20 protein-coding genes are annotated in these 21,893 nt (G+C 70.0%); 1 reads left to right on the top strand and 19 read right to left on the bottom strand.

What is annotated here, in order from left to right; genetic code table 11:
- Window positions 1-7 precede the first annotated feature (7 nt).
- The 15 genes from QN141_02215 to nth form a co-directional block, all read right to left on the bottom strand.
- Entirely contained in the window at window positions 8-1,624 is a 1,617-nt protein-coding gene (locus QN141_02215; GenBank protein ID MDR7557284.1) for an ABC transporter substrate-binding protein, read from the bottom strand.
- Between the two features lie 31 nt (window positions 1,625-1,655).
- Complete coding sequence (locus QN141_02210) at window positions 1,656-2,549, bottom strand: ABC transporter permease (GenBank protein MDR7557283.1); 894 nt, start codon at window positions 2,547-2,549, stop codon at window positions 1,656-1,658.
- Between the two features lie 4 nt (window positions 2,550-2,553).
- A complete protein-coding gene (locus QN141_02205) occupies window positions 2,554-3,504 on the bottom strand; it encodes an ABC transporter permease (GenBank protein ID MDR7557282.1) in 951 nt (316 codons plus the stop codon).
- A gap of 6 nt (window positions 3,505-3,510) precedes the next feature.
- Window positions 3,511-5,289 (bottom strand): M28 family peptidase, encoded by a 1,779-nt coding sequence (locus QN141_02200; protein ID MDR7557281.1) that lies wholly within the window; start codon window positions 5,287-5,289, stop codon window positions 3,511-3,513.
- A 23-nt stretch (window positions 5,290-5,312) separates the two neighbouring features.
- The gene (locus QN141_02195; protein ID MDR7557280.1) at window positions 5,313-6,491 is read right to left on the bottom strand and encodes an amidohydrolase family protein; all 1,179 of its coding nucleotides are present in this window, start codon (window positions 6,489-6,491) and stop codon (window positions 5,313-5,315) included.
- Entirely contained in the window at window positions 6,488-8,254 is a 1,767-nt protein-coding gene (locus tag QN141_02190) for a M28 family metallopeptidase (protein ID MDR7557279.1), read from the bottom strand. The genes QN141_02195 and QN141_02190 overlap by 4 nt, the downstream gene beginning before the upstream one ends.
- Window positions 8,251-8,763, bottom strand: coding sequence for an Lrp/AsnC family transcriptional regulator (locus tag QN141_02185; GenBank protein ID MDR7557278.1), 513 nt, complete (start codon window positions 8,761-8,763; stop codon window positions 8,251-8,253). Before QN141_02185 ends, QN141_02190 begins: the two co-directional genes overlap by 4 nt.
- Window positions 8,763-9,749 (bottom strand): ABC transporter ATP-binding protein, encoded by a 987-nt coding sequence (locus tag QN141_02180; GenBank protein ID MDR7557277.1) that lies wholly within the window; start codon window positions 9,747-9,749, stop codon window positions 8,763-8,765. Before QN141_02180 ends, QN141_02185 begins: the two co-directional genes overlap by 1 nt.
- An 18-nt stretch (window positions 9,750-9,767) precedes the next feature.
- The gene (locus QN141_02175; protein ID MDR7557276.1) at window positions 9,768-10,808 is read right to left on the bottom strand and encodes an ABC transporter ATP-binding protein; all 1,041 of its coding nucleotides are present in this window, start codon (window positions 10,806-10,808) and stop codon (window positions 9,768-9,770) included.
- 2 nt (window positions 10,809-10,810) lie between these two features.
- On the bottom strand, window positions 10,811-11,737 hold the full coding sequence (locus tag QN141_02170) for an ABC transporter permease (protein MDR7557275.1): 927 nt from the start codon (window positions 11,735-11,737) through the stop codon (window positions 10,811-10,813).
- Window positions 11,724-12,707: an ABC transporter permease gene (locus QN141_02165; protein MDR7557274.1), complete on the bottom strand. Its 984-nt coding sequence runs from the start codon at window positions 12,705-12,707 to the stop codon at window positions 11,724-11,726. Before QN141_02165 ends, QN141_02170 begins: the two co-directional genes overlap by 14 nt.
- A 45-nt stretch (window positions 12,708-12,752) precedes the next feature.
- Entirely contained in the window at window positions 12,753-14,417 is a 1,665-nt protein-coding gene (locus QN141_02160; GenBank protein ID MDR7557273.1) for an ABC transporter substrate-binding protein, read from the bottom strand.
- 103 nt (window positions 14,418-14,520) lie between these two features.
- Window positions 14,521-15,258, bottom strand: a complete 738-nt coding sequence (locus QN141_02155) for an aspartate/glutamate racemase family protein (GenBank protein MDR7557272.1) — start codon at window positions 15,256-15,258, stop codon at window positions 14,521-14,523.
- A gap of 157 nt (window positions 15,259-15,415) precedes the next feature.
- Window positions 15,416-16,810 (bottom strand): M20/M25/M40 family metallo-hydrolase, encoded by a 1,395-nt coding sequence (locus QN141_02150; GenBank protein ID MDR7557271.1) that lies wholly within the window; start codon window positions 16,808-16,810, stop codon window positions 15,416-15,418.
- Window positions 16,807-17,583 carry an endonuclease III gene (gene nth, locus QN141_02145; protein MDR7557270.1) on the bottom strand — a complete coding sequence of 259 codons (777 nt, stop codon included), beginning with the start codon at window positions 17,581-17,583 and terminating at the stop codon, window positions 16,807-16,809. The genes QN141_02150 and nth overlap by 4 nt, the downstream gene beginning before the upstream one ends.
- Before the next feature lie 62 nt (window positions 17,584-17,645).
- Here nth and QN141_02140 point away from each other — a divergent pair, with 62 nt between their 5' ends.
- Window positions 17,646-18,737 carry a Xaa-Pro peptidase family protein gene (locus QN141_02140; protein MDR7557269.1) on the top strand — a complete coding sequence of 364 codons (1,092 nt, stop codon included), beginning with the start codon at window positions 17,646-17,648 and terminating at the stop codon, window positions 18,735-18,737.
- Window positions 18,738-18,758: 21 nt separating this feature from the next.
- Here QN141_02140 and menA read toward each other — a convergent pair whose 3' ends face one another.
- From menA to QN141_02120, 4 genes are all read right to left on the bottom strand, one after another.
- Window positions 18,759-19,679 (bottom strand): 1,4-dihydroxy-2-naphthoate octaprenyltransferase, encoded by a 921-nt coding sequence (gene menA, locus QN141_02135; GenBank protein MDR7557268.1) that lies wholly within the window; start codon window positions 19,677-19,679, stop codon window positions 18,759-18,761.
- A complete protein-coding gene (locus QN141_02130; protein MDR7557267.1) occupies window positions 19,664-20,431 on the bottom strand; it encodes an ABC transporter permease in 768 nt (255 codons plus the stop codon). Before QN141_02130 ends, menA begins: the two co-directional genes overlap by 16 nt.
- Window positions 20,428-21,231 carry an ABC transporter ATP-binding protein gene (locus QN141_02125; GenBank protein ID MDR7557266.1) on the bottom strand — a complete coding sequence of 268 codons (804 nt, stop codon included), beginning with the start codon at window positions 21,229-21,231 and terminating at the stop codon, window positions 20,428-20,430. Before QN141_02125 ends, QN141_02130 begins: the two co-directional genes overlap by 4 nt.
- Window positions 21,231-21,893, bottom strand: a 663-nt coding sequence (locus tag QN141_02120) for an ABC transporter substrate-binding protein (protein ID MDR7557265.1), incomplete at its 5' end; no start/stop codon positions are given. The genes QN141_02125 and QN141_02120, both read right to left, overlap by 1 nt.

Raw genomic sequence — 21,893 nt, 5'->3', positions numbered from 1 at the left:
GATGCGGCTACTGCGTCCCGGCGACCCAGGTGTAGGTCTGGTAATCGTAAAGGCCGGCCACGTCGTAGAGCACGTTGCTCATCCGTCGGGCCACCGCCGCCCGGCCGTTGGGATAGTACAGGACGACGTAGGGCAGTTCGTCGGCAAACAGCTCCTGGAACCGGTCGTAGATCGCCCGGCGCTTGGCCGGATCGGCGGTCCGGACACCCTCGTCCAGGAGCTGGTCCATCTGGGGAATGCTGTGGTGCGTGAAGTTGTACTGGCCGCCGGTGCGGAACTGGGAGCTGACGTCGGGGTCGGTGGGTCCCGCCCAGCCGACGAGGGCCAGGTCGTAGTTCTTGGCGTACAGGGCCGACAGGTGCGTCGGGAAGTCGGACTTCTGGATCTCCGTCTTGATCCCCACCGCCACCAGGTTCTCCCGGATGATGTCCGCCGACCGCTCGCGGAGGATGTTCCCCGTGGGAACGCGCAGGATGATGGTCCGGTTGAAGTCCCACCCCGCTTCCTGGAGCAGCGCCCGGGCCCGCGCCGGGTCGTAGGCCCAGGGCTTGACGTTCTTGTTGAAGTACGGGTTGGAGGGCGGGATGGGCCCTTCGGCGATCTGCGCCTCGCCGCGGTACAGCTGGTTCACGATCAGCGGGCGGTTGATGGCATGAGCCATGGCCCGGCGCACCCGCTTGTCCGCCAGGTAGTCCCGGGCGAAGTTGAAGGACATGAACTGGTACCCCGGCGCCGGGATGCTCACGGCACGGACGTGGGGCATGGCCTTGACGCGCTCCCAGTCCTCGATGAGGATCTCGCCGATGCCGAATCCGGCGCTGACGTCCAGGTCCTGGCGTTCCAGCTGGGCCAGCATCGTCGTCGGCGGGATGATGCGGACGAAGACGCGCCGCACCTGCGGGGCGCCGTTGTGGTAGGCGTCATTGGCCACGAACTCCACGAACTGGTCGGTCTTGTACTGGACGAACTTGAAGGGCCCGTTGCCCACGGTGGGATTCAGGAAGAAGGGGTGCCGGGCCAAGTCCGCCGGCGGCACGGCGCCCAGGATGTGCCGGGGGATGATGTAGACGTTCCCGCCGAAGCGCTCCAGGAACATCTGCGGATCCACCGGCGCCTTGGTTCTGACCTCGAAGGACTTCGGCCCCAGGATCCGGAACCCGAGCGGCTGCCCCTCCACGCGCTTGCCGCCGGCGGTGAGGCCGGCGATGGTGGCCAGCTCCGCCCCGCGGTTGGTCTGGGTTCGGGGGTCGGTGATCGTCATCACCGTGAAGAGGACGTCCTCCGCGGTGACGGGCCGGCCGTCGTGCCAGGCCGCCCGGGGGTGGAGGGTGAAGCGGAAGGTCTGCCGGTCCTCGCCCACCTCCCACCGGCTGGCCAGCGCCGGCACGAACTTCATCTGGTTGTTCTCGATCCGCGTCTCCAGCATGCCCTGGAACATGAAGCGGACACAGTAGTACCCGTAGGAACTGTCGGTGTTGATGGGGCTGAAGTTGTTGGGCGGACTCCACATCCCCGCCACCACCACCAGCTGGGACTTCGGGGCGGCCAGCGTCCCCGCCGGCAGCACCAGCGCCGCGGCCAGGACCGCGACGACGAAGACCCGCCATCGGCATCTCTGCGTCATCCCTCTCCTCCCCCTTTCCTGCCTCTCCCCGCTACAGCCGCAGCCCCGGGTCCAGCGCGTCCCGGAGGCCGTCGCCCATGAAGTTGATGGACAGCACCGAGATCAGAATCATGAAGCCGGGCGGCACCCACAGCCAGGGCATCCGTTCCAGCACCGTGAGCGACTGCGCGTCGGTGAGCATGTTGCCCCAGGACGGCGTCGGCGGCTGCACGCCCATCCCCAGAAAGGACAGCGCGGCCTCGATCAAGATGGCGTTGGCCATGCCGAAGGTCGCCGCGACCAGCACCGGGGCCAGGGCGTTGGGTAGCATGTGCCGGATCACGACGCGCGCATCGGACGCGCCCACGGCCCGCGCGGCCAGGACGAACTCCAGGTCGCGCAGGGCCAGGAACTGCCCGCGCACCAGGCGGGCCAGGGCCGGCCAGCCCAGCAGACCCAGGACGACCACGACGTTCCAGATGCTCGGCCGGCCGAACACGCTGACGGCGAAGAGGATGATGATGAGCGGCGGGAAGGACAGCATCACATCCATGACCCGGCTGAGGACGAGATCCAGTGTCCCGCCGTAGTATCCGGCCGCGGCGCCCACCGCCGTGCCGATGGCCGCGTACATCGCCACGGCCAGCACGCCCACGGTCAGCGAGACGCGCGCCGCGTAGATCAGGCGGCTCAACACGTCCCGCCCCACGCTGTCCGTTCCCAGCGGATGGGTGGGCGAAGGCGCGGCCTGGAACGCCATGGGGTCGATGGCCGTCGGCGCATGGGGCGCCACCACCGCCGCCCCGACGGCCAGCAGGCTGACGGCGACCATCACCAGCAGCCCGGTCACGGCCAAACGGTGCCGCAGGAACCGCTGCAGGGCCAGGCTCCAGAAGGTGACCGGACGCGCCGGCCGGGACGGCCGGAGGGCGGAAGGCACGGACACGGCGTCACTCATAGTGGATGCGCGGATCGGCCGCGGCGTAGGCGATGTCGGCCAGCAGATTGCCGGCGGCGACCAGGACCGCCGTGATGAGCGTGATCGCCATCATCACGGGATAGTCGCGCTGGTTGATGGCCTCGATGGTCAGCCGCCCCATCCCCGGCCATTCGAAGACCTGCTCGGTGATCACGGCGCCGGCCAGCAGGGCCGGGATCTGCAGCCCGGCCAGCGTGATCACCGGGATCAGGGCGTTGCGCAGGGCGTGCCGGCGCAACACCAGCGCTTCGGCCAGCCCCTTGGCCCGCGCCGTGCGCACGTAGTCCTGTCCCAGCACCTCCAGCAGGCTGCTCCGCACGTACCGGGCCACCACCCCGGCGCCGGCCACGGCCAGGACGCCGGCCGGAAGGATGAGGTGGTGCAGCCCGTCCAGGAATCCGCCCTCTCCGCCGAGGGTCATCGTCCCGCCCACCGGCAGCCACCTCAGCCGCAGGGCGAAGATGTAGATCCCGGCCAGCCCCAGGAAGAACGTGGGCAGGCTGATCCCCAAGAAGGTGATGACCGTCACCAGGTAGTCGGTCGTGCTGTAGCGCCTGGTCGCCGCGACCACCCCGACCGGGATGCCGATCAGGTAGGAGAGCAGCAGCGCCGTGCCCGTGAGCTTGAGGGTGGGGATGATGCGCTCCCCGACCCTCCGGGTCACCGGTGCGCCGCTGCTGAAGGAGTAGCCGAGGTTGCCCCGCACCAGCTCCCCCAGCCACTTCACGTACCGAATGTGCACCGGCTGGTCCAGCCCCAGAGCCTTCCGCCGGATCGCCATGTCCTCCGCGCTCATGCTGGGGCTGATCAGCATCTGCACCGGATCGCCGGGGGTGAGGGACATGATGACGTAGCTGACCACGGTGATGCCCAGCAGGATCGGCACCATGACGGTCAGCCGGCGCAGCACGTAGCGGTGCATCGGAGGCTAGAGCCGGGCCTCCTGGAGGAGGCGCCGCGCCTCGCGCAGCGCGGCGACGACGCGGTTCTGCCCCCGGGTCAGGTGGATGCGGGTGAGGCGATAGAGGTCACCGCCCGGGGGAGCCTGGGCCAGGCGCAGCGCCGGTTCCAGGTCGGGCAGGGCCGGGATGTTCACCGCCGGGTCGTGGCGGAAGCGTCCGGCGCGGGTGTAGTTGATCGGGACGAGCACCCGACCCAGCCTGCGCAGCACGTCGTTGGCGCGCCGCACCTGCGGGTCGGTCAAGGGGCGACCGGCCAGCGCGGCCAGGGTGTCGTAGAACCGCCCCAGATGATCGGCCAGCGCCTCCACCTCGGCGATGGCGGGACTGAAATCGAAGTGCGCGCCCGCCGCCTCCTGGTAGCGCGCCAGCGTCCGGCCGAACTCCGCCGCGGTGGCCCGGAAGTCCAGCGGGTAGAGGGGGCTGTTCGCGGCGCGGAACGCGGCCGCAACATAGACCTTCATATCGCGCAGCAGGTTGTCGCGGTCCGCGATCTCGAGGCGATCATCCTCGGTGTGCCAGGCGATGTTGCCGCCGCACCCGCCTACCGGGTAGTACCCCTTCTCCTGGACCAGGGCCTGGGGCATCGTCGAGCTCAGCATGTAGAAGGTCGAGATTCCGATGTTGCTGAAGGATTTGTCTCCGGCGCGCAGGGGCCGTCCTCCTGCCGCTTCCTGCCCCGTGACGTCCCGGATCACCTCCCGGGCGATGGCTTCCGCCTCGCTCATCCAGAAGACGTCTTCGTACACCGAGGCCCAGCGGCATCCCGGAGAGTCGCAGTTGATGTGGACGATGCAGTTCTCGTCGAGGTCTAGGGCGTAGGTGTCGGCGTACCAGGTCGAGCCGGCGTAGCGTCCGTGGGAGTGGCCCGACCACCAGGCGATCCGCACGCTGCGGCGGAGCAGGTCGCGGTGCGCCCACAGCACCCGGGCCGCCTCCAGCAGCGTGGCGTCGCCGGTGGCGTTGTCCCCGACGCCTTCGTGCCAGGAGTCGATGTGGCCGTGCAGCAGGACGAACTTCTCGGGTTCGTCGCGCCCAGGGATCTCCGCCACGAGCACCGGGATCGGACGCCAGCCCTCGTCCAGCTTCGTGGACAGGCGGATCTTGACCGGCCCGGCCTGGACCAGCCCGCGCAGCCAGGCGCCTTCGGTCTTGTTGATCGCCACCACGGGGATCCGCGGCTTGCGCCGGATCGTGTCCAGATCCGGCGAGCCCCAGATGCTGGTGCAGATGCCCTCGTGGATGCGCTCCCCGGGGCTGATGAAGACGGCCCCCATCGCCCCCTTCTCCTGGAACTCGATGACCTTGGCCGGAGAGGGATAGCCGTCGGTGAGGACGATCCTGCCGGCCACATCCTGCGCGATGTCCCGCTGGGGCTCGAAGAGCCCGATGATGGCGCCGCCGGGTTGAGGCGGGACGTAGACCAAAAGACCGCGCCGCGCGCGCCCATCGGTGGACAAAGACATCGACGGCGTCTTGGCCGCAAGGGCCCGCGCCTCGGGAGACACCACCTCCAGCTTCGCCTTCTTGGGGATGCTGACCAGCGACTCGGGCTCGTGCAGGGTGTGGGGCACACCCCACCGCGACAGCCGTTTCATGATGTACTCGATGGCCCTGCGCTCCCCCTTGCCTCCCGAATCGCGCACCAGCGTGCTGAACTTCTCGACCAGCGCCCACGGCGCGTCCAGGGACACCGTGGCCAGAACCGCCTGCTCCTGCGGATCCTTCCAGACCGTCGGTGTGCTCACGCTTCACCTCCCGATGACGGGGATCATTCTTCGGACAGGTGCTCGTACCGCCGGCCGGCCTTCATCACGAACCGGACGCGGCCCATCGCCTCGATCTCGGTCAGGGGATCACCGTCCACGACGACGACGTCCGCGAGTTTGCCCGGCGCCAGAGTGCCCACGCGGTCCGCCACGGCGCAGGCCTCGGCCGCCCGGGAGGTGGCGGCCAGGACCGCCTCCATCGGATCCGCCCCGAAGCGCACCAGGGTGGCCATCTCGAACCACAGCAGCCCGTGCATGCTGTCCGTGCCCACGGCGTAGCGGACCCCCGAGGCCAGGATCCGGCGGAACCGCACCGCCTCCTGATCGCGAAGGGCGACCACCTTCTCCCAGATCGCCGGGTTGTGCCGGTCCGAGCGCTCGATCCCGTCGGGGTGGTAGAGAATGGCGAAGGTGCAGACGAGGAAGCGCCCGAGATCCTTCAGCCGCTCGACGTCTTCGTCGGAGAGCAGCGCCCCGTGCTCGATGGTATCGACGCCTTCCTCGAGGGCGACCCGCACGCCGGGTCCGCCGTGGGCATGGGCCGCAACCCGCCGTCCGGCGCGGTGCGCCTCCTCGCAGGCGGCGCGGATCTCCTCGCGCGTGTAGGTGTAGGCCTCGAGCGCGGCGCCGACGCTGCTCACCCCGCCGGTGATGAAGAGCTTGATCCACTCGCACCCCGCGGCGACGTTCTCGCGGACGCGCCGGCGTACCGCCTCCGCGCCGTCGGTGACGGTCAGCGCCCGGCCGTGGCCGTGGGAGGCGGTGAGATGGACCCCGCTGCACAGCAGCCGCGGACCGGGCACGAGTCCGGCCTCGATCGCCCGCCGCAGTTCCACATCCAGGTAGTGTTCCTCGCCCATGATCCGCGCCGTGGTCACTCCCGAGCGCAGCTCGCGGCGCATGTTCCCGGCGGCGCGGAAGGCGCCGGGCAGCGGGCCCTGCTTCATCTGCCCCGTCTGATCGCCGAGGGCGGGGATGATCGAGCAGTGCGTGTGCGCGTTGACCAGCCCCGGCAGCACCGTCCCGCCGGCTTCGATCACCTCCGTCCCGGCCGGGAGCCGGAGGGAGGAGATGCGGCCGACCGCCGAGATGCGGTCTCCCTCGATCAGCACGGCGCCGTCGGGCACGGGTGGGGCACCCGTCCCGTCGATGAGCTGGTGCCCGTGAACGGCGACGGTCATCGAGCCTCCGACGCGCTCTCCGCCAGAAGGCGGGCTTCTCGGAGCGTCCAGACCACGCGGTTCTGTCCCCGCAGCAGATGCGTCTGGAGAAATCCGCGCATGACCGGATCGGCCCCGGCCAGCTGCCGCGCCGGCGCCAGGTCGGGCAGCGGGGGGATCGGCACCGCGGGATCGTGGCGGAAGCGATCGGCCCGGGCGAAGTTCAGCGTGACCAGCAGGCTCCGTATCCGCCGCAGGGTGGCGTTGGCCGCCCGGACCGCCGGGTCGCCCACGGGGCGCGCGGCCAGCGTCCGGCAGCGGTCGTAGAAACGGTCCAGGGCGGCCTCCAGCGCGTCGACCGCCTCCCTCGCCGGGCGGAAGTCGAAGTGATCGCCGGCGTCCGCCTGATAGGCGGCCAGAGTGGTGTGGAATTCCCGCGTCACCGCCCGCAGGTCGAAGGGATGGATGGGCGCGTTCAGCGCCCGCAGGATTGTGATCACGTAGGCGCGCAGGTCCCGGGCCAGGTTGGCTTCGTCGAAGATCTCCAGGGTGTCGTCCTCGGTGTGCCAGGCGATGTTGCCGCCGCAGCCGCCGACAGGATAGAATCCCTTCTCCCGCAGCAGGGGCTTGGGCATCGTGCTGAACAGCATGTAGAATCCGGTGAGGCCCAGGTTGTTGAAGGACCAGTCGCCGGCGCGGTGCGGCCGTTCCCCGATCGAGGGCTGCCCGGTCGCGTCGCGGATCGCGGCCTGACAGAACGCCTCGGCCTCCGGCATCCAGGAGATATCCTCGTACGCTGTGGCCCAGCGGCATCCCGGCGAATCGATGTTCATGTGGGCCAGGCACCGCTCGACGAGCTCCAGCGCGTGGGTATCGGCGTACCAGGTGGATCCGGCGTAGCGGCCGGTGGAATGCCCCGGCCACCAGGCGACGCGCAACGACCGCCGCAGCCGGGCGCGGTGGCGCCAGAAGAGGCGGGCCAGTTCCAGCAGCGCGGCGTCCCCCGTGGCGTTGTCGCCGATTCCCACGTGCCAGGAATCGATGTGCCCGTGGGCCAGCAGGAACACCTCCGGTTCGTCGGCGCCGGGGATCTCGGCCACGACGACCGGGCAGCGCATCCAGCCTTCGCGCAGCCGGGTCTGCAGGGCCACCTGGAGCCCCCCGTTCCGGCACAGGGCGACGAGCCGAGCGCCGTCGGTGTGGTTCACGCTGGTTACGGGCACGGCGGGCTTCCGGGGGAGGCTGTCCAGATCCGGGGCCCCCCAGATGGTGGTGCAGATCATCTCGTGGATCGCCTCGCCGGGGTGGATGAAAATGATGCCGGCCGCCCCGCGCTGCTGGATGGCCAGCACCTTCTGCGGAGAAGGAAACCCCTCGGTGAGCGCGATCCGGCCCCGGATCTCCTCCGTCGCTTCGCCCAGCGGGGCGTCAAAGGTATCCGCCGCGACGCCGTGGCTTGAGGGGAGGTAGACGACACGACCCCGGAGCGGACGGCCGTCGGTGGAGGCGGAGAAGGAAGGGGTCTTCGCCCGAATCGTCCTGGGTTCGGGCTCGAGGACCTCCACCGACGCCCGCTCCGGGACGCTCAGGTAGAGCAGCGGCTCGTGCACGGTGTGCGGGATGCCCCAGCCGGCCAGCCGGCCGGCGACCTCCCGGGCCGCAGTCCACTCCGCTTCGCTCCCGGATTCGCGCACCAGACGGGCGAAGCGGTGGATCAGTTCCCGCGGCGCGTCCAGCGAGATATCCTGCAGCAGCACGGACTCATGCGGATCGCGGTAGGTCACCGCCTGAACCCTCCCTTGGCCGCCCGGGCCGGGCCGAGCGCGCGCCGGCCCGCCGGCAGCCAGTCGTAACTCTGTTTAGAGATCTCCAGCACGAGCGAGGTCTCGGTGCGGTTCAGCCCGGGCACGCGGGCCAGGTCGGTGACCAGGAAGCGCAGGAGGTCCTGCGTGCTCGGCAGCACCACCTCGATGATGAAGTCGAAGGTGCCGGTCGTCATGGCGATGTAGCGCACGGCGTCCAGGGCCTGGAGTCGGCGCAGGGCCCCGGTCAGGCGCTGGCGCGCCACGTTCAGCCCGATGATGGCCACGACGTCCATCCCGACCTTGAAGGGCGCGGCCACGCCGACGATGCGCAGGTAGCCCTCGGCCAGAAGGCGCGCCACGCGCTTGCGGATGGTCCCTTCGGCCACCCCGAGCTGCCCGGCCAGGGTGCTGTAGGGGGTCCGGCCGTCGCGCTGCAGGGCGCGGATGATCTCGATGTCCAGCGGGTCCAGCCCGCCCTGGTTTCGCATCAGTGCGCTCCTCCGTAGAGGTGACACGCCACCCGCACTCCCTCCACCGGCTGCAGCTGCGGCCGGAGGCGCCGGCAGACCTCCATGACCTGCGGGCAGCGGTCGGCGAAGGGGCATCCCGGCGGCAGGCGCAGCGGGGTCGGCACCCCCTCCCTGATCTCCACCGCCGCGACGGGGCGGTTGGGATCGGCATCGGGCACGGCCGCGACCAGGGCCTGCGTATAGGGGTGCTTCGGGCGCTCGATGACCTCGGTCGTGGGGCCGATCTCGCAGATGGTGCCCAGGTACATCACCGCGGTCGTCGTGCACATGTAGCGGATCAACGCCAGATCGTGGGAGATGTACAGCGTCGTCAGCCCGCGGCGCCGGGTCAGGTCGCGCATCAGGTTCAGCACCCCCGCCCGCACCGAGACATCGAGCATGGAAACGGGTTCGTCGGCCACGAGCAGGGCGGGGCCGACCAGCAGGGCCCGGGCGATGACCACGCGCTGCAACTGGCCGCCGCTCAGCTGGTGCGGGAACTTGGCGAAAAAGGCCTCCGGAGGGTTCAGATGCACCTGCCGCAGCGCCTCCGCCACGCGGACGAGCCGGTCCCCCGCCGACGTCCCGATCCCGTGGATGATCAGCGGCTCCAGCATCGCCCGCAGAACGGTGAAGCGCGGATTGAGCGCCTCGTAGGGATTCTGAAAGACGAACTGGACCCGGCGCCGGAAGGCCAGCAGTTCGGCGCCGTTCAGTCCGGCGATGTCCCGACCGGCGAAGCGAATGACGCCGCCGGTGGGGCGCAACAGCCGCAGGATGAGCCGGGCCGTGGTGGTCTTCCCGCACCCGCTCTCCCCGGCCAGTCCCAAGCTTGCCCCCTCGTCGAGCGCAAAGGAGATCCCGTTCACCGCGTGCACAAGCCTCCGGGCGCCGACGAGGGAGCCCAGCAGCCCGCCGTGCAGCGGGTAGTGCTTCTCAAGCCGTTCCACTTCAAGCAGCGGCATCCCGGTCCTCTCCCACGGTCACGTCGCCTCCGGCGGAGCGACCGGTGTCTCGTCCCCGGCCATCGCCGCAAAGGCCTCGGCGGCGCGCTGGCGGAGCAGGGGTGCGTCATCGGCCCGATGGCAGGCTGCGGAACGTCCGTCCCCGGAGGGAAGCGAAACCGGATCCTCCTCCCAGCAGCGCGGGAGCGCAAAAGGACAGCGCGCGGCGAAGGCGCAGCCCCGCGGCGGATCGGCCAGGTCGGGGGGATAGCCTTCGATCGGCACCAGGGGGTCCTGGTGTTCGCGCAGGCTGGGGAAGGCGTTGCGCAACCCCATGGTGTACGGGTGGCGGGGACGGGTAAAGACCTCCGCCACCGGTCCGGCCTCGACGACGCGGCCGGCATACATCACCGCCACGTCGTCGCAGAGATGCGCGACCACCGAGATGTCGTGGGTGATGAGCAGGAGGCTGAGGTTGAGGGCCCGCCGCAGGTCGCGCAACGTGCTCAGGACCTGGTGCTGGACGATCACGTCCAGGGCGGTGACCGGTTCGTCCGCAATCAGCAGCTGCGGTCCCAGGGCCAGCGCCAGGGCGATCACCGCCCGCTGCTTCATCCCTCCGGACAGTTCGTGAGGGTACAGCCGCAGCCGGTCCGCCTCCAGCCCGACCATCAGGAACAGCTCCCGCGCCCGCGCCCAGGCCCCCCGGCGGGTGTATCCTCCGCGCAGGACCATGGTCTCCACCATCTGGTCGCCGACGCGCTGCACCGGATCGAGGCTGTCCATCGCCGCCTGGGGCACCATGGCGATGCGGCGCCAGCGGTACTCGTTGAGCTGTGCGGGCGGGAGACTCAGCAGGTCGGTCCCCTCCATGCGCACCGCTCCGCCGGTCACCCGCGCTCCGCGCGGCAGCACGCCGATCAGCGCCCGGGCCAGGGTGGTCTTGCCGCAGCCGCTCTCCCCGACCAGCCCCAGGGCGCGCCCCGCCGGGAGGGCCAGGCTGACGCCCCGGACCGCCCGGACCACGCCGTGGAGCGTCTGGTACTCGACGGACAGGCCTTCCACCTCGAGCCACGCCATGGTCAGCGCCTCCGCAGGCGCGGAAAGAGCAGTTCCTCGTATCCGCGGCTGATGAAGAACCCCGCCATCACCGTGAGCATGATGCACACCCCGGGCGGCACGAACCAGTGAAAGGCCTGTCGGGCCAGGGCCTGGGAGTTGTAGGCGTCCTGCAACATGAATCCCCACGAGATGACGTTGGGGTCGCCGAAGCCCAGGAAACTGATGCTTGCCTCCGTGAGAATGGCCCAGCCGATGGCCAGCGACCCGTAGAGGAACGACAGCGGCAGCACGTTGGGCGCGATGTGCACGAACATCGTCCGGGCGTGCCCGGCGCCCAGCACCCGCGCCGACTCCACGTAGGAGCGTTCGCGCAGGGTGAGCACCTGGGCCCGGATGATGCGACCGGTGTCGCGCCACAGCAGCAGCACCATGACCAGGACCACGTTCCAGAGGCTGGGACCGAGGAAGGCCACGAGCACAATGGCCATGGGCAGAAAGGGAATACCGAAGGCCACATCCGCCGCCCGCATGAGCAGGGCATCGATCCAACCGCCGTAGTAGCCGGCGACCAGGCCGACGACCGTGCCCAGGATCACCACCCCCAGGGCGGCCACGAACCCCACGATGAGCGCGGCCCGGGCGCCGTAGAGCAGCTGCGAGAAGATGTCGCGGCCCAGGTTCGTCGTCCCCAGGGGGTGCGCCGGTGAGGGGGGCAGGTTGGCCGCCACCTCGCCGTCGGGCAGGTAGTTCAGCGCCAGGGGATCGTAGGGGGCCAGCGCCGGCGCCAGCAGGGCCACCATCAGGAAGACCAGGTAGACCAGGAGACCGGCCAGGGCGAAGCGGTCCCGCCGGGCCACGATTACCAGCGTCTGCAGCGCCTCGCGCCAGGTGGCGGCGGCCTGGGCCCACCGGGGCGGCAGGGTCAGGGCGCGCTCAGCGTCGCTCATCGCTCACCCGCGGATCGAGCAGGCCGTAGAGCAGGTCGGCCGCAAAGTTCATGGCGATCATGACGGCGGCGATCATCAGGAAGGCGGCCTGGGCCACGGGGTAGTCCTTGGCGGCCACGGCGCGCACCAGGGTGCGGCCGAGCCCCGGCCAGCTGAAGACGGTCTCGATGATCACGTTGCCGCCGATGGAGTAGCCGATGCCCAGGGCGAAGGCCGTGACCACGGGGAGCAGGGCGTTGCGCGCGGCATGGCGCAGAAGGATCGTCCGCTCCGGCAGCCCGCGCATACGGCAGAAGGTGATGAAGTCCTCGTCCATCACCTCGAGCATCGCGTTGCGCATCAACAACGTGGGCAGCCCCTGCAGATAGAGGGCCAGGGTCAGGGCCGGCAGCGCCAGGTGGTGCAGGAAGTCCAGCGAGAACAGCTGGGCCCAGATCGAGGGATAGAGGCTCCCCGGGCTGGTCGCTCCGCCGAAGGGGAACCAGCGCAGGGAGAAGCTGAACACGGCCAGGGCCAGCATGCCCACCCAGAACTCCGGCGCGGCCCGCGTGGCCAGGACCAGGGGAATCCCCCAGTGCTCCAGGGGCGTCCCCCGCCGGGCGGCGAGCACGGCCCCCGCGACGACGCCCAGGGCGTAGGCCAGGACCAGGGCGGCCAGGGTCAGCGCCAGGGTGTTGGGCAGGACGGTCCAGATCACCCGGGCCACCGGTTCGCGCGTGAAAAAGGAGTGGCCGAACTCGCCCTGCACCGTGTTCCGCAGGAAGACCAGGTACTGGATGTGGAGCGGCCGGTCCAGCCCGAACTGCCGCCGCAACGCCTGGGCCATCTCCTCGGTGAAGGTGGGGTCCAGGTAGGCGACCAGGGGGTCGCCCGGCATCAGCCGGAAGATCAAGAACAGAATGGTCGCCACCACCAGCAGCACCAGCAGGGTCTGGACGAGGCGGCTGAAGACGAAGGTCAGACGCTTCATGTCGGCGCGGCGGGGCGGGGGCCTGCGCCCCCGCCCCGGGCGATACTACTTCAGGGTTTCGACTTTGCCCGCCGGATAGAGGAGCCGGCCCTCGCGGTCCCAGCTGTAGCCGGCTTTGGCCAGGTGCTCCCGCGCCGCCTGGATGTTGTACGTCCACTTGGGGATCTCCGGGTTGTACCAGAACTCCAGGGCGGGCGAGACGAAGGAGTCGGCGATGGACGCAAACCCCTTCCAGACCACGGAACGGATGGCCCGCTTGTTGGTGGCCATGTTCAGCGCCTGGCGGAACGCCACGTCGTCAAAGGGCGGCCGGCGCAGGTTGAAGGCCAGGAACCGCATGCCGACGTCCATCGTGGACACGAGCGTGAGCTGGCGGTTCTCCTTGACCAGGCGGTCCAGCAGCTGCGGATCGCCGGTGTAGCCCGAGAGGAAGTTGATCTGGCCCTGGCGCAGCCCGCCCAGAGCCGCCTCCACGTTGGGAATGATGCGCAGGATCCAGCGGCGCATCTTCGGCGCGGCGAAGTGGTCGGGCACCGCTTCCAGGATCACCTCCTCCGGCTTCTTCCACTGCACGAACCTGAAGGGCCCGGAGCCGATGGGCGTCTGCTCCTGGTAGGACTCCGCGTTCTCCGGCTTCCGGGCCAGGTCGGCCAGGACCGGCTCCCAGACGTGCTTCGGAATGATGTTGAGTTTGGCCAGGCTGGCGATCAGGAACGGCGCGTAGGGCTCCCGCAGGACGAAGCGCAGCACCGTGTCCGAGCGCTTCTCGATCCGCTCGATGTTGCGGACGAAGGGCTTGTACATGGGGACCTCGTCGCCCATGGGCGCGGTGAAGGAAAAGATGACGTCGTCGGCGGTCACCGGGCGACCGTCGTGCCACTTCATCCCGCGCCGCAGGGTCACATCCAGCGTGACCGAATCCACCCAGTCCGCCTTTTCCGCCGCCCAGGGCCGCGGCAGCCCGTCCGGACCGACGCGGAAGAGCCGGTCCCAGATCAGCTCGGTGACCCAGGAGTCGGCGGCGCCGCTGATGAACAGCGGGTTGATCGCCTGCAGCGGATCGGGGTAGTTCAGGATCATGTCCTGCTGGCCGCCCAGCGGTCTGGCCTGGATAAAGGTCCAGAAGTTCTTGATCCCGATCCCCTTCTGATCGACGATGGTCTTCGGATCCCAGACGGTGTTGTTGTAGACGTAGGTGCTCTCCGGGAAGACCAGAAAGATGTAGGGCACGTCGCGGGCGATGATCTTCTGAGCCTCGCGGATGAGCTGCTGGCGCGTCTTGAGGTCGGTCTTGATCCGCTGCGCTTCGGCGATGCTGTCGTAGGTCCGGTTCCGGTAGCCCACAAAGTTATAGCCCTTCTCCGCCGTCGAGGAGTGGAACAGGTTCATGGCGAATTCATCCGGATCGGAGCGCTCCGGCCGCCCCACCATCTGCCACATCGTCATGTCCCACTTGTCCCGACTGTACCAGACCAGGTCCGCCATCTGCTCCCAGGGCATGACGCGCACGGAGACCTTGAGGCCGAGTTTCTCGAACTCGGGCGCCAGGAACCGCGCCGTCTCGAACTCCCGGGGATCGACGGCCTGGGGCCGGGTCAGCAGGACCAGCTCCCGCACGCGGCGGTCGGGAGCCTGGCCTGACGCCGCCGCGCCGAAGATCAACGCCAGGCCCACGGTGACCGTTGCGATACGCCACCAGCCTCGTGTCATGATCCCATCCCCCCTTCGAGTGGACGTCCTTCCTCCGCCAAAACGGGAACCCTCGGGGCGCCGCCGGCGGGACGGCGGTCACCCCGCTATCACCGACCGCACCCTAACCCACCGGCATCGTCCGCAACTTCGGCGGCACCGGATAGGCCCGCTTGCTGTGGCGCAGCCCCGCCCCGTGCAGCGCCTCCGCCATGCGCAGCGCGGCGTACACCGGGTTGACCACCGGCACCCCCACCGCCGAGGCGATCTCGGCGTGCGCCTCCAGGAATCCCATGCTCATGCACCCCAGCACCAGGGCGTCGGCGCCGTCCTCTTCCACGGCCCGGCGGCCCAAAGCGATCATCCTGGATACGCTGCGCGCGCGGTCCGTGTTGAGTTCGAGCACCGGGATATCCACCGCCCGCACGGAGGCCAGTTTCTCGGCCACGCCGATGCGGTGGGCGAGGTGACGCAGCGGGGCGACCACCGAGTCGAGCACGGTGACCACGGAGAAACGGTGCCCCAGCGTGCAGGCGAAAAGCATCCCGCTCTCCGCGGGGCCGACGACGAGCATCTCCACCAGCTCGCGCGCCGCATCCACGCCGGGGTCGCCGAAACAGCCGATGATCGCCGCATCCATCCCCTGGCGCGCCGCTTCCTGCACTTTCTGCAGGGTACCGGGAACGGACAGATACTCCTCGTAGGCCGACTCAATCGAGGCCGGCCCCTCCGGCACGTCGGTGATCTCCACCTCCGTACCGGGCGCGGCCAGGCGCCGGAGGATGGCCAGGCGCCGGTCGACCTCGCGCCGGCCCAGGTCGGTGCGGGACAGGCTGCCCGGCAGGATATAGAGCAATTTCAAGGCTCACTCACCTCCTGTGCGAATTTCGTACGGACGGCGCCTGGCCCGTACCGGATGAGTACAAGAGCCGATCGTATTCGACTATTTTCGTAGACTTAGGCCGGATTATATGACGGGCCGCCCGCCGGGGCAAGGGGCACGTTTGCGGGCGGCGGTGTCACTCCCGGATCGCGGCGAACTCGTAGAGGAAGCGGGCCACGGACTTCTCGAAGAGCCGGATTCCCTCCACCGTCGCGTACTCGTTTGGGCTGTGTTGCCGGCCGCCGTGGCCCATCCCGCCCATCGTGAACGGCTGTCCCAGCACCCGCTGGAACAGGTAGAAGGGCGCCGAGCCGGCGATGTTCGGCCAGATCTCGGGCTCGTGGCCGAAGGAGCGCAGGGTGCGGATCATCGCCTGGGAGATCGGCGCCCGGTGACTCATCCGCGCCCAGGGGTACCCTTCCTCGTAGTGCACCTCGAAATCGGCGCAGCCGATCTTGCGGAGATGGGCCTGCAGTTTGGCCCGAACCTCGTCGGGCTCCATCTCCGGCACCAGGCGCACGTGCATCTTGACCCGCACCTCGTGGGGCAGCAGCGTCTTGGTCCCGGGCCCGTAGTGCCCGCCGGCGATGCCGTCGATGTTCAGGATCGGATCGAACAGGTAGCGCCGGAGCAGATCGACACCGGTCAGATCGTGCTTGAAGCGCCGCACATCGTTGCCTTTCAGGACCACCTCCGGGTCGAAGGTTTGGGCCAGGGCCGCCAGGACCTCCTCATCTTCCGGCCGCGGGGGTCGGACGTTGTCGTAGATGCCGTCGATGGTCAGGCGCTCGTCGGGGGAGGTCATCGTCTTCAGGGCGTGAATCATCCGCCACACCGGACTGGCGATCCAGGCCCCCTGGCTGCCGTGGATGCCGCGGGTGGTCGGCCCGCCCCACTCGCCGCCGCGCGAGACCATCTCGAAGAAGAGGATCCCCTTCACCCCGAGCCAGAGGATCGGCTTCCCCCTGCGGTCCTGGGCAAAGGCGGGAAAGTAGGTCCCGTCGGCCCGCAGGAGGTCTTTGTGGCGGGCGATGAACTCCGGCAGGTGGCGGCTGCCCAGCTCTTCCTCGCCCTCCACCACGAACTTGACGTTGACGGGCAGTTTCCCGGCCACGGCCTGCACACTGGCCAGGGCGTTGAAGGCTCCGGCGAGGGGACCCTTCTGGTTCGCCGCGCCGCGATTCACCAGACAGGGGCCGAGCCCCTCGAAGTCGTCCACGACCTGGCCGCCGAAGGGCGGCACGATCCACTCCTCGCCGGCCACGGGCTGGACGTCGTACATCCCGTAGAGCAGCAGGGTGCGCGGCGCGCCCTGGTCCAGCTCGCCGTAGACCACCGGCCATCCGGCGGTGGGGATGATCCGGCTCTGCCCGCCCAGGTTCCGGATGGCGGAAGCGACCAGCTCGGCCATCTCCTGCATGCCGACGCCCTCGCCGCTGATGCTGGGCTGACGCACGAAATCCTGCACGCGGTCGAGGTGGCGCCCGAAATGTTCGTCGATGTGGGCGTAGACCCGGTCCAGATCGATCATCGTCTCCTCCCTGGTGGAGTCGCAGGGCGGGAGCGCCGCATCCACGGCGGCGCTCCGCGGTACGGCGCCGAAGGACAGTGCGGCCGCAGGGGGCAGTCGCCGCATCCGGGATTCCGCGCCGTGCAGACCTCGCGGCCGAAGTGGATCAGGCGGAGCGAGAAGCCGGCCCACTCCGGCCGGGGGATGATCCTCATCAACTCCTGCTCGATCTTCTCCGGGTCGTCGGTGCTGGCCAGGCCGAGGCGCTGGCTGAGACGCCGGACGTGGGTATCGACGACGATGCCCAGGCCGTCGGCGGGATCGTCGCCGCCGCCCCAGGGCTCCAGCCGTTTGGCCGAGAGGACGACATTGGCCGTCTTGCGCCCGACGCCCTCCAGGGTGACGAGCTCGTCCATCGTCAGCGGAACGCGGCCGCCGAACCGCTCCAGGAGCGACCGGCACATGCCGAGGATGGCGCGGGTTTTCTGCCGGAAGAACCCGGTGGGCTTGACGAGGCGCTCGATCTCCCGGGGCGTCGCCGCGGCAAAGTCCCGCGGCGTCTTGAATTTCTCGAACAACACCGGCGTCACGCGGTTGACCATGGCGTCGGTGCACTGCGCCGACAGGATGGTCGCCACCAGCAGCTGGAACGGATCGCGGTGGGCCAGCGGAATCCGGATCTGGGGGTAGCGGTCCTTCAGGAGCCCGACGATGCGCAGGGCGCGGCGCGCCCGCCGGGCGGGGGATTCGGCCGGAGCGGCCGGCAGGGCGGGGCGAGGAGCGCGTCCTGGCATGGGACCCAGAATACATTCGCCGACTCCAGGGAGAGTCCCCCGGACGCACGAATCTCCCCACCATGGACTACGGTGCCCGTCTGGACCGCCTCCGCCGGGCGATGGCCGAACAGGGGATCGCCCTCCTCGCCGTCCCTCCGGGCGACGACCTGAGATACCTGACCGGGTTCTCCCCGCTGGCCGACGAGCGCCCCTGCTATCTCTTCCTGAACGACCGGGCCGGGCTCTTCCTGGTGCCGGAACTGAACGCGCACCAGTCGGAGGGGCACATCCGACAACCCTTCGTCACCTACACCGACGCCGAAGGCCCCGAGAAGGCCCTCTACGCCGTGCGCGGGCAGTTCCGGGCCCCGCGCACGATCGCCGTCGGCGACACGATGCGCGCCGACGCCCTGCTGCACCTGCAGCGCATCTGGCCGGAGGCCTCCTACCTTCCCGCCTCCACCGTCCTGGCGCCGCTGCGCATGCGGAAGTCGGCGGAGGAGATCGAGGCGCTGCGGCAGGCGGCCCGGACCGCGGACGCGGCGATGGAGGCCGCCTGCGCCGCCTCCCGGCCCGGGATCACCGAGGCGGAGGTGGCCCATGCCGCCGGAGAGGGGTTCCGCCGGGCCGGAGCCGACGAGGTGACGTTCACCACCGTGGCCTCCGGGCCCAACTCCGCCTTCCCGCACCACCACACCGGCCCACGGGCCCTGCGCTCCGGCGAGCCGGTGCTCTACGACCTGGGCAGCCGCCACCAGGGATACTGCTCCGACATCACGCGCATGGCCTATCTGGGTGAGCCCTCCCCCCGCTATCGGGAGATCCACCGGATCGTGGAGGACGCGGTGCGCGCCGCCCTCGAGGTGATCCGCCCCGGGACGCCGATCAGGGAGGTCGATCTCGCCGCGCGCCGGGTGATCGAGCGCGCCGGATACGGCCGGTTCTTCACCCACCGCACCGGCCACGGCATCGGCCTCTCCGGGCACGAACCGCCCTCCGTCACCCACACCAACGAGATGCCGCTCGAGGCCGGCATGGCCTTCAGCGTCGAGCCGGGGATCTACCTGCCGGGGGAGTTCGGCGTCCGGTTGGAGGAGATCGTGATCGTCACCGAGCGGGGCCCGGTGGTCCTCAGCGCCCTGCCTCGCGACCTGCGGGTAATCGCCCCCTAGACCCCGCCGCGGGAACGGGGGTCACCACAGCCTGGCGAGGAGCAGCCCGGCGGCCAGCAGGAGTCCGACCCGCAGGTGCAGTTGAGCCGTGCCGCGGATGCCCCCCAGGGTGAGGGCCAGCGCCTCGTCGGTGGTGCGGACCACCCGCCAGAGGCGGGCTGCGGAGGGGAGGGTCAACAGCGGCAGCAGCGCCGGCGCCGGCAGCGCGCCGGTCACCGTCCCGGCCGGGAGCGAGAGATAGGCCGCGGCGAGGAGCCCCAGGAAGTGCGCCCGGGTCGCGCCGCGTCCGATGACCGTGGCCAGCGTGCGCTTGCCCTTGACCCGGTCGTTGTCCAGATCGCGCAGGTTGTTCACCACCAGGATACCGTCCACCAGCGCGGCCAGGGGCAGCGCCGCCCACACCGCCGTCGCGGAGACGCCTCCCGTCTGCACGTAGTAGGCGCCGCCGACGATCACCAGGCCCATGAAGACGAAGACGGTGAAGTCGCCCAGGCCGAGATACCCCAGCGGCAGCGGGCCGCCGGTGTAGGCGTAGCCGGCCAACACGCTGAGCGCGCCGATGAGCAGGACGGGCCACCCCCGCACCGCAACCAGCCACAGGCCCAGCAGGCCTGCCGCCGCGAAGAGCACGAGGGCGCCACGGAGGACGGCGCGCGGCGAGAGCAGTCCCTGCTGGATCGCGCCGCCGGGGCCGATGGGTTGACCGGCGTCCACCCCGCGCACGTAGTCGTAGTAGTCGTTGACCAGGTTCGTCGCCGCGTGGATCGCCATCGCCGCGGCGAGGGTGGCCAGGAACAGCCCGGGATGGAACGGCCCGTGGTAGATCGCCGCCGCGGTGCCGACCAGCACGGGGGTGACGGAGGCGCTGAAGGCGAAGGGACGCACCGCCCGCCACCAGACGGTCCACCAGGGCGGCCGGGCCGCGGCTACAGCTGCCCCCATGGCCGCCACGGGAGCGCGCGGCGCTCGACGGCGTCCAGGGCCATCGTCGCCCCCCAGCCCAGCGCCGCGGTGACCAGCAACCCGGCAAACATCTTCTCCACGTCGAAGATCTGGTAGGCCTGCCAGATCATGAAGCCGATCCCGGCGTCGGATCCGAGCAGTTCCGCGCCGACGATGACGATGAGAGCGAACCCCATCCCCAGCTTCAGCCCGGTAAAGATCGCCGGCAGCGCTCCCGGCCAGGCCACGGTGCGGAAGATGCTCCTGGCATCCGCGCCGTAGGCCCGGGCGATGTTGAAGTACACCCGGTCCAGCCCCATCACGCCCGCCATGGTGTTGAGGAGGACGAGGAAGAAGATGGAGAGGGCCACGATGCTCACCTTCGAAGCTTCGCCGATGCCCAGGTAGAAGATGATCAGCGGGTAGACGGCGATCTTCGGGATGGGGTAGATGGCCGTGACCACCGGCATCAGGGCCGCGCGCGCGCGGCGGTTCAACCCCATGACCAGCCCCAGAGCCACGGCGGGGGCCGCGCCGAGCAGGAAACCGGTCAGGATGCGCCGCACGCTGACCGCGAGGTGGAAGGGCAGCTCTCCGCTGCGCGCGAGAGCGACCAGGGTGGCCAGGACGGCGCTGGGGGGCGGGACGTACCGCGGATCGAGGACGCCGGTGCGGCTGAGGATCTCCCACACCGCCAGCAGCAGCAGCGGCGAGGCCGCGGCGATCCAGCGGTCGGCGACGCGGCCGGTCATCGTCCTGCCGCCTTCAGCACCTCATCCCGCAGTTCGTCCCACAGGCGGGCGCTGAGGGCGCCGTACTCGGGATCACGGCGGATCTCCCGGAAGTGGCGCGGCCGCGCCAGCGGTACCGCCACCTCGCTCTTGATCCGCCCGGGGCGCGCGGTCATCACCAGCACGCGGTCGGCCAGGCGGAGGGCCTCGTCCAGGCTGTGGGTGACGAACAGGACCGTCTTGCCGCTGGCCTGCCACAGGCGCAGCAACTCCTCCTGCAGCAGCAGCCGGTTCTGCTCGTCCAGGTTGGCGAAGGGCTCGTCCATCAACAGGACGTCGGGATCGACGGCCAGGGCGCGGGCGATGCTGACGCGCTGGCGCATCCCTTCGGAGAGCTGGTGGGGGTAGGCGTCGGCGAACCCGGCCAGCCCGACCTGCTCCAGGTGTCGGGCCGCGCGCGCCCGCCTCACCTCGGCCGGGACCCCGAGCAGGCGCAGGCCGTACTCGACGTTCTCCCGCACGGTGAACCAGGGCAGGGTGCTCACGCCCTGAAAGACCAGCGCCGTGGGGAGCCGGCCGTTGGCCCGGGCGGGCACCGTGACCGTCCCCGCCGTGGGCGTGATCAGGCCGGCCAGGATATGCAGCAGCGTGGTCTTGCCGCACCCGCTGGGGCCGATCAGCGCGCAGAACTCGCCGGCCCGCACCGCCAGCGACACGTCGGCCAGCGCCGTGACGGGATCGCGCCCGCCGGGGAAGACGTGGGTCAGCCCGCTCACCGCGATGGGCGGCGGTCCCACGATCTCCCGGACGGCTGTGGCCATTACGGGGAGGCGGTGAAGGGCCCCACGATCTTCAGCGCCTCCGTCACGAACGACGTATCGATGTACTGGCGCGGCTCCAGGGGCCTCTCGTAGGTCAGGGCGCCGCGCTTCTTGAAGAACTCCTGCAGCCGCTTGAAGTCGTTGAAGTTCATGCGGCCGTTCGGCTCGTGGACCGGGGCGGCGGCCCGTTTCACCACCGCGGCGGGAACGCCGGTGTATTTCTCGACGACGGCCGCGATATCGTCCCGCCGGTAGCCGCCCCGGGACAGATCGCGGCTGGCCCGGAGCCAGGCGGCCATGAACCCCACCGCGGCCTTGGGGTGCTCGCGAATGAACCGCCCGCTGTAGTACAGGGCGGTGACCTGGACCCCGTTGATGAAGTCGTCGCTCAACCGCACGATCTGCCCGCGGTCCTCGGCCAGTGTGGCCAGCGGCTCGCCGAGCAGTCCGGCGGCGATGGCGCCGTTCTCCAGCGCGGCCGGCACCTCCGGGAAGTTCACGGCCACGACCTGGACGTCGTCCATGGAGAGGCCGCCCCGGAGCAACGCCGCGTTCAGCCAGAACTCGGTGGCCGAACCCAGCACGTTCACGGAGACCTTCCTCCCCCGCAGGTCGCGCACCGCGCGGATCTGCCCGCTGTCGTAGGCCTTCTTGCTGACGAT

The organism is Armatimonadota bacterium (assembly GCA_031459765.1).
GTDB lineage: Bacteria > Sysuimicrobiota > Sysuimicrobiia > Sysuimicrobiales > Kaftiobacteriaceae > Kaftiobacterium > Kaftiobacterium secundum.
Note: the sequence above shows the minus strand (reverse complement) of the source record. Positions and strands in the feature narration are given on the sequence as shown.

Excerpts from the sequence above, each read along its gene's own strand:
- QN141_02215 (MDR7557284.1), bottom strand. The coding sequence starts at position 1,624 with ATGACGCAGAGATGCCGATGGCGGGTCTTCGTCGTCGCGGTCCTGGCC.
- QN141_02205 (MDR7557282.1), bottom strand. The coding sequence starts at position 3,504 with ATGCACCGCTACGTGCTGCGCCGGCTGACCGTCATGGTGCCGATCCTG.
- QN141_02195 (MDR7557280.1), bottom strand. The coding sequence starts at position 6,491 with ATGACCGTCGCCGTTCACGGGCACCAGCTCATCGACGGGACGGGTGCC.
- QN141_02185 (MDR7557278.1), bottom strand. The coding sequence starts at position 8,763 with ATGCGAAACCAGGGCGGGCTGGACCCGCTGGACATCGAGATCATCCGC.
- QN141_02180 (MDR7557277.1), bottom strand. The coding sequence starts at position 9,749 with ATGCCGCTGCTTGAAGTGGAACGGCTTGAGAAGCACTACCCGCTGCAC.
- QN141_02175 (MDR7557276.1), bottom strand. The coding sequence starts at position 10,808 with ATGGCGTGGCTCGAGGTGGAAGGCCTGTCCGTCGAGTACCAGACGCTC.
- QN141_02170 (MDR7557275.1), bottom strand. The coding sequence starts at position 11,737 with ATGAGCGACGCTGAGCGCGCCCTGACCCTGCCGCCCCGGTGGGCCCAG.
- QN141_02165 (MDR7557274.1), bottom strand. The coding sequence starts at position 12,707 with ATGAAGCGTCTGACCTTCGTCTTCAGCCGCCTCGTCCAGACCCTGCTG.
- QN141_02160 (MDR7557273.1), bottom strand. The coding sequence starts at position 14,417 with ATGACACGAGGCTGGTGGCGTATCGCAACGGTCACCGTGGGCCTGGCG.
- QN141_02150 (MDR7557271.1), bottom strand. The coding sequence starts at position 16,810 with ATGATCGATCTGGACCGGGTCTACGCCCACATCGACGAACATTTCGGG.
- nth (MDR7557270.1), bottom strand. The coding sequence starts at position 17,583 with ATGCCAGGACGCGCTCCTCGCCCCGCCCTGCCGGCCGCTCCGGCCGAA.
- QN141_02140 (MDR7557269.1), top strand. The coding sequence starts at position 17,646 with ATGGACTACGGTGCCCGTCTGGACCGCCTCCGCCGGGCGATGGCCGAA.
- menA (MDR7557268.1), bottom strand. The coding sequence starts at position 19,679 with ATGGGGGCAGCTGTAGCCGCGGCCCGGCCGCCCTGGTGGACCGTCTGG.
- QN141_02130 (MDR7557267.1), bottom strand. The coding sequence starts at position 20,431 with ATGACCGGCCGCGTCGCCGACCGCTGGATCGCCGCGGCCTCGCCGCTG.
- QN141_02125 (MDR7557266.1), bottom strand. The coding sequence starts at position 21,231 with ATGGCCACAGCCGTCCGGGAGATCGTGGGACCGCCGCCCATCGCGGTG.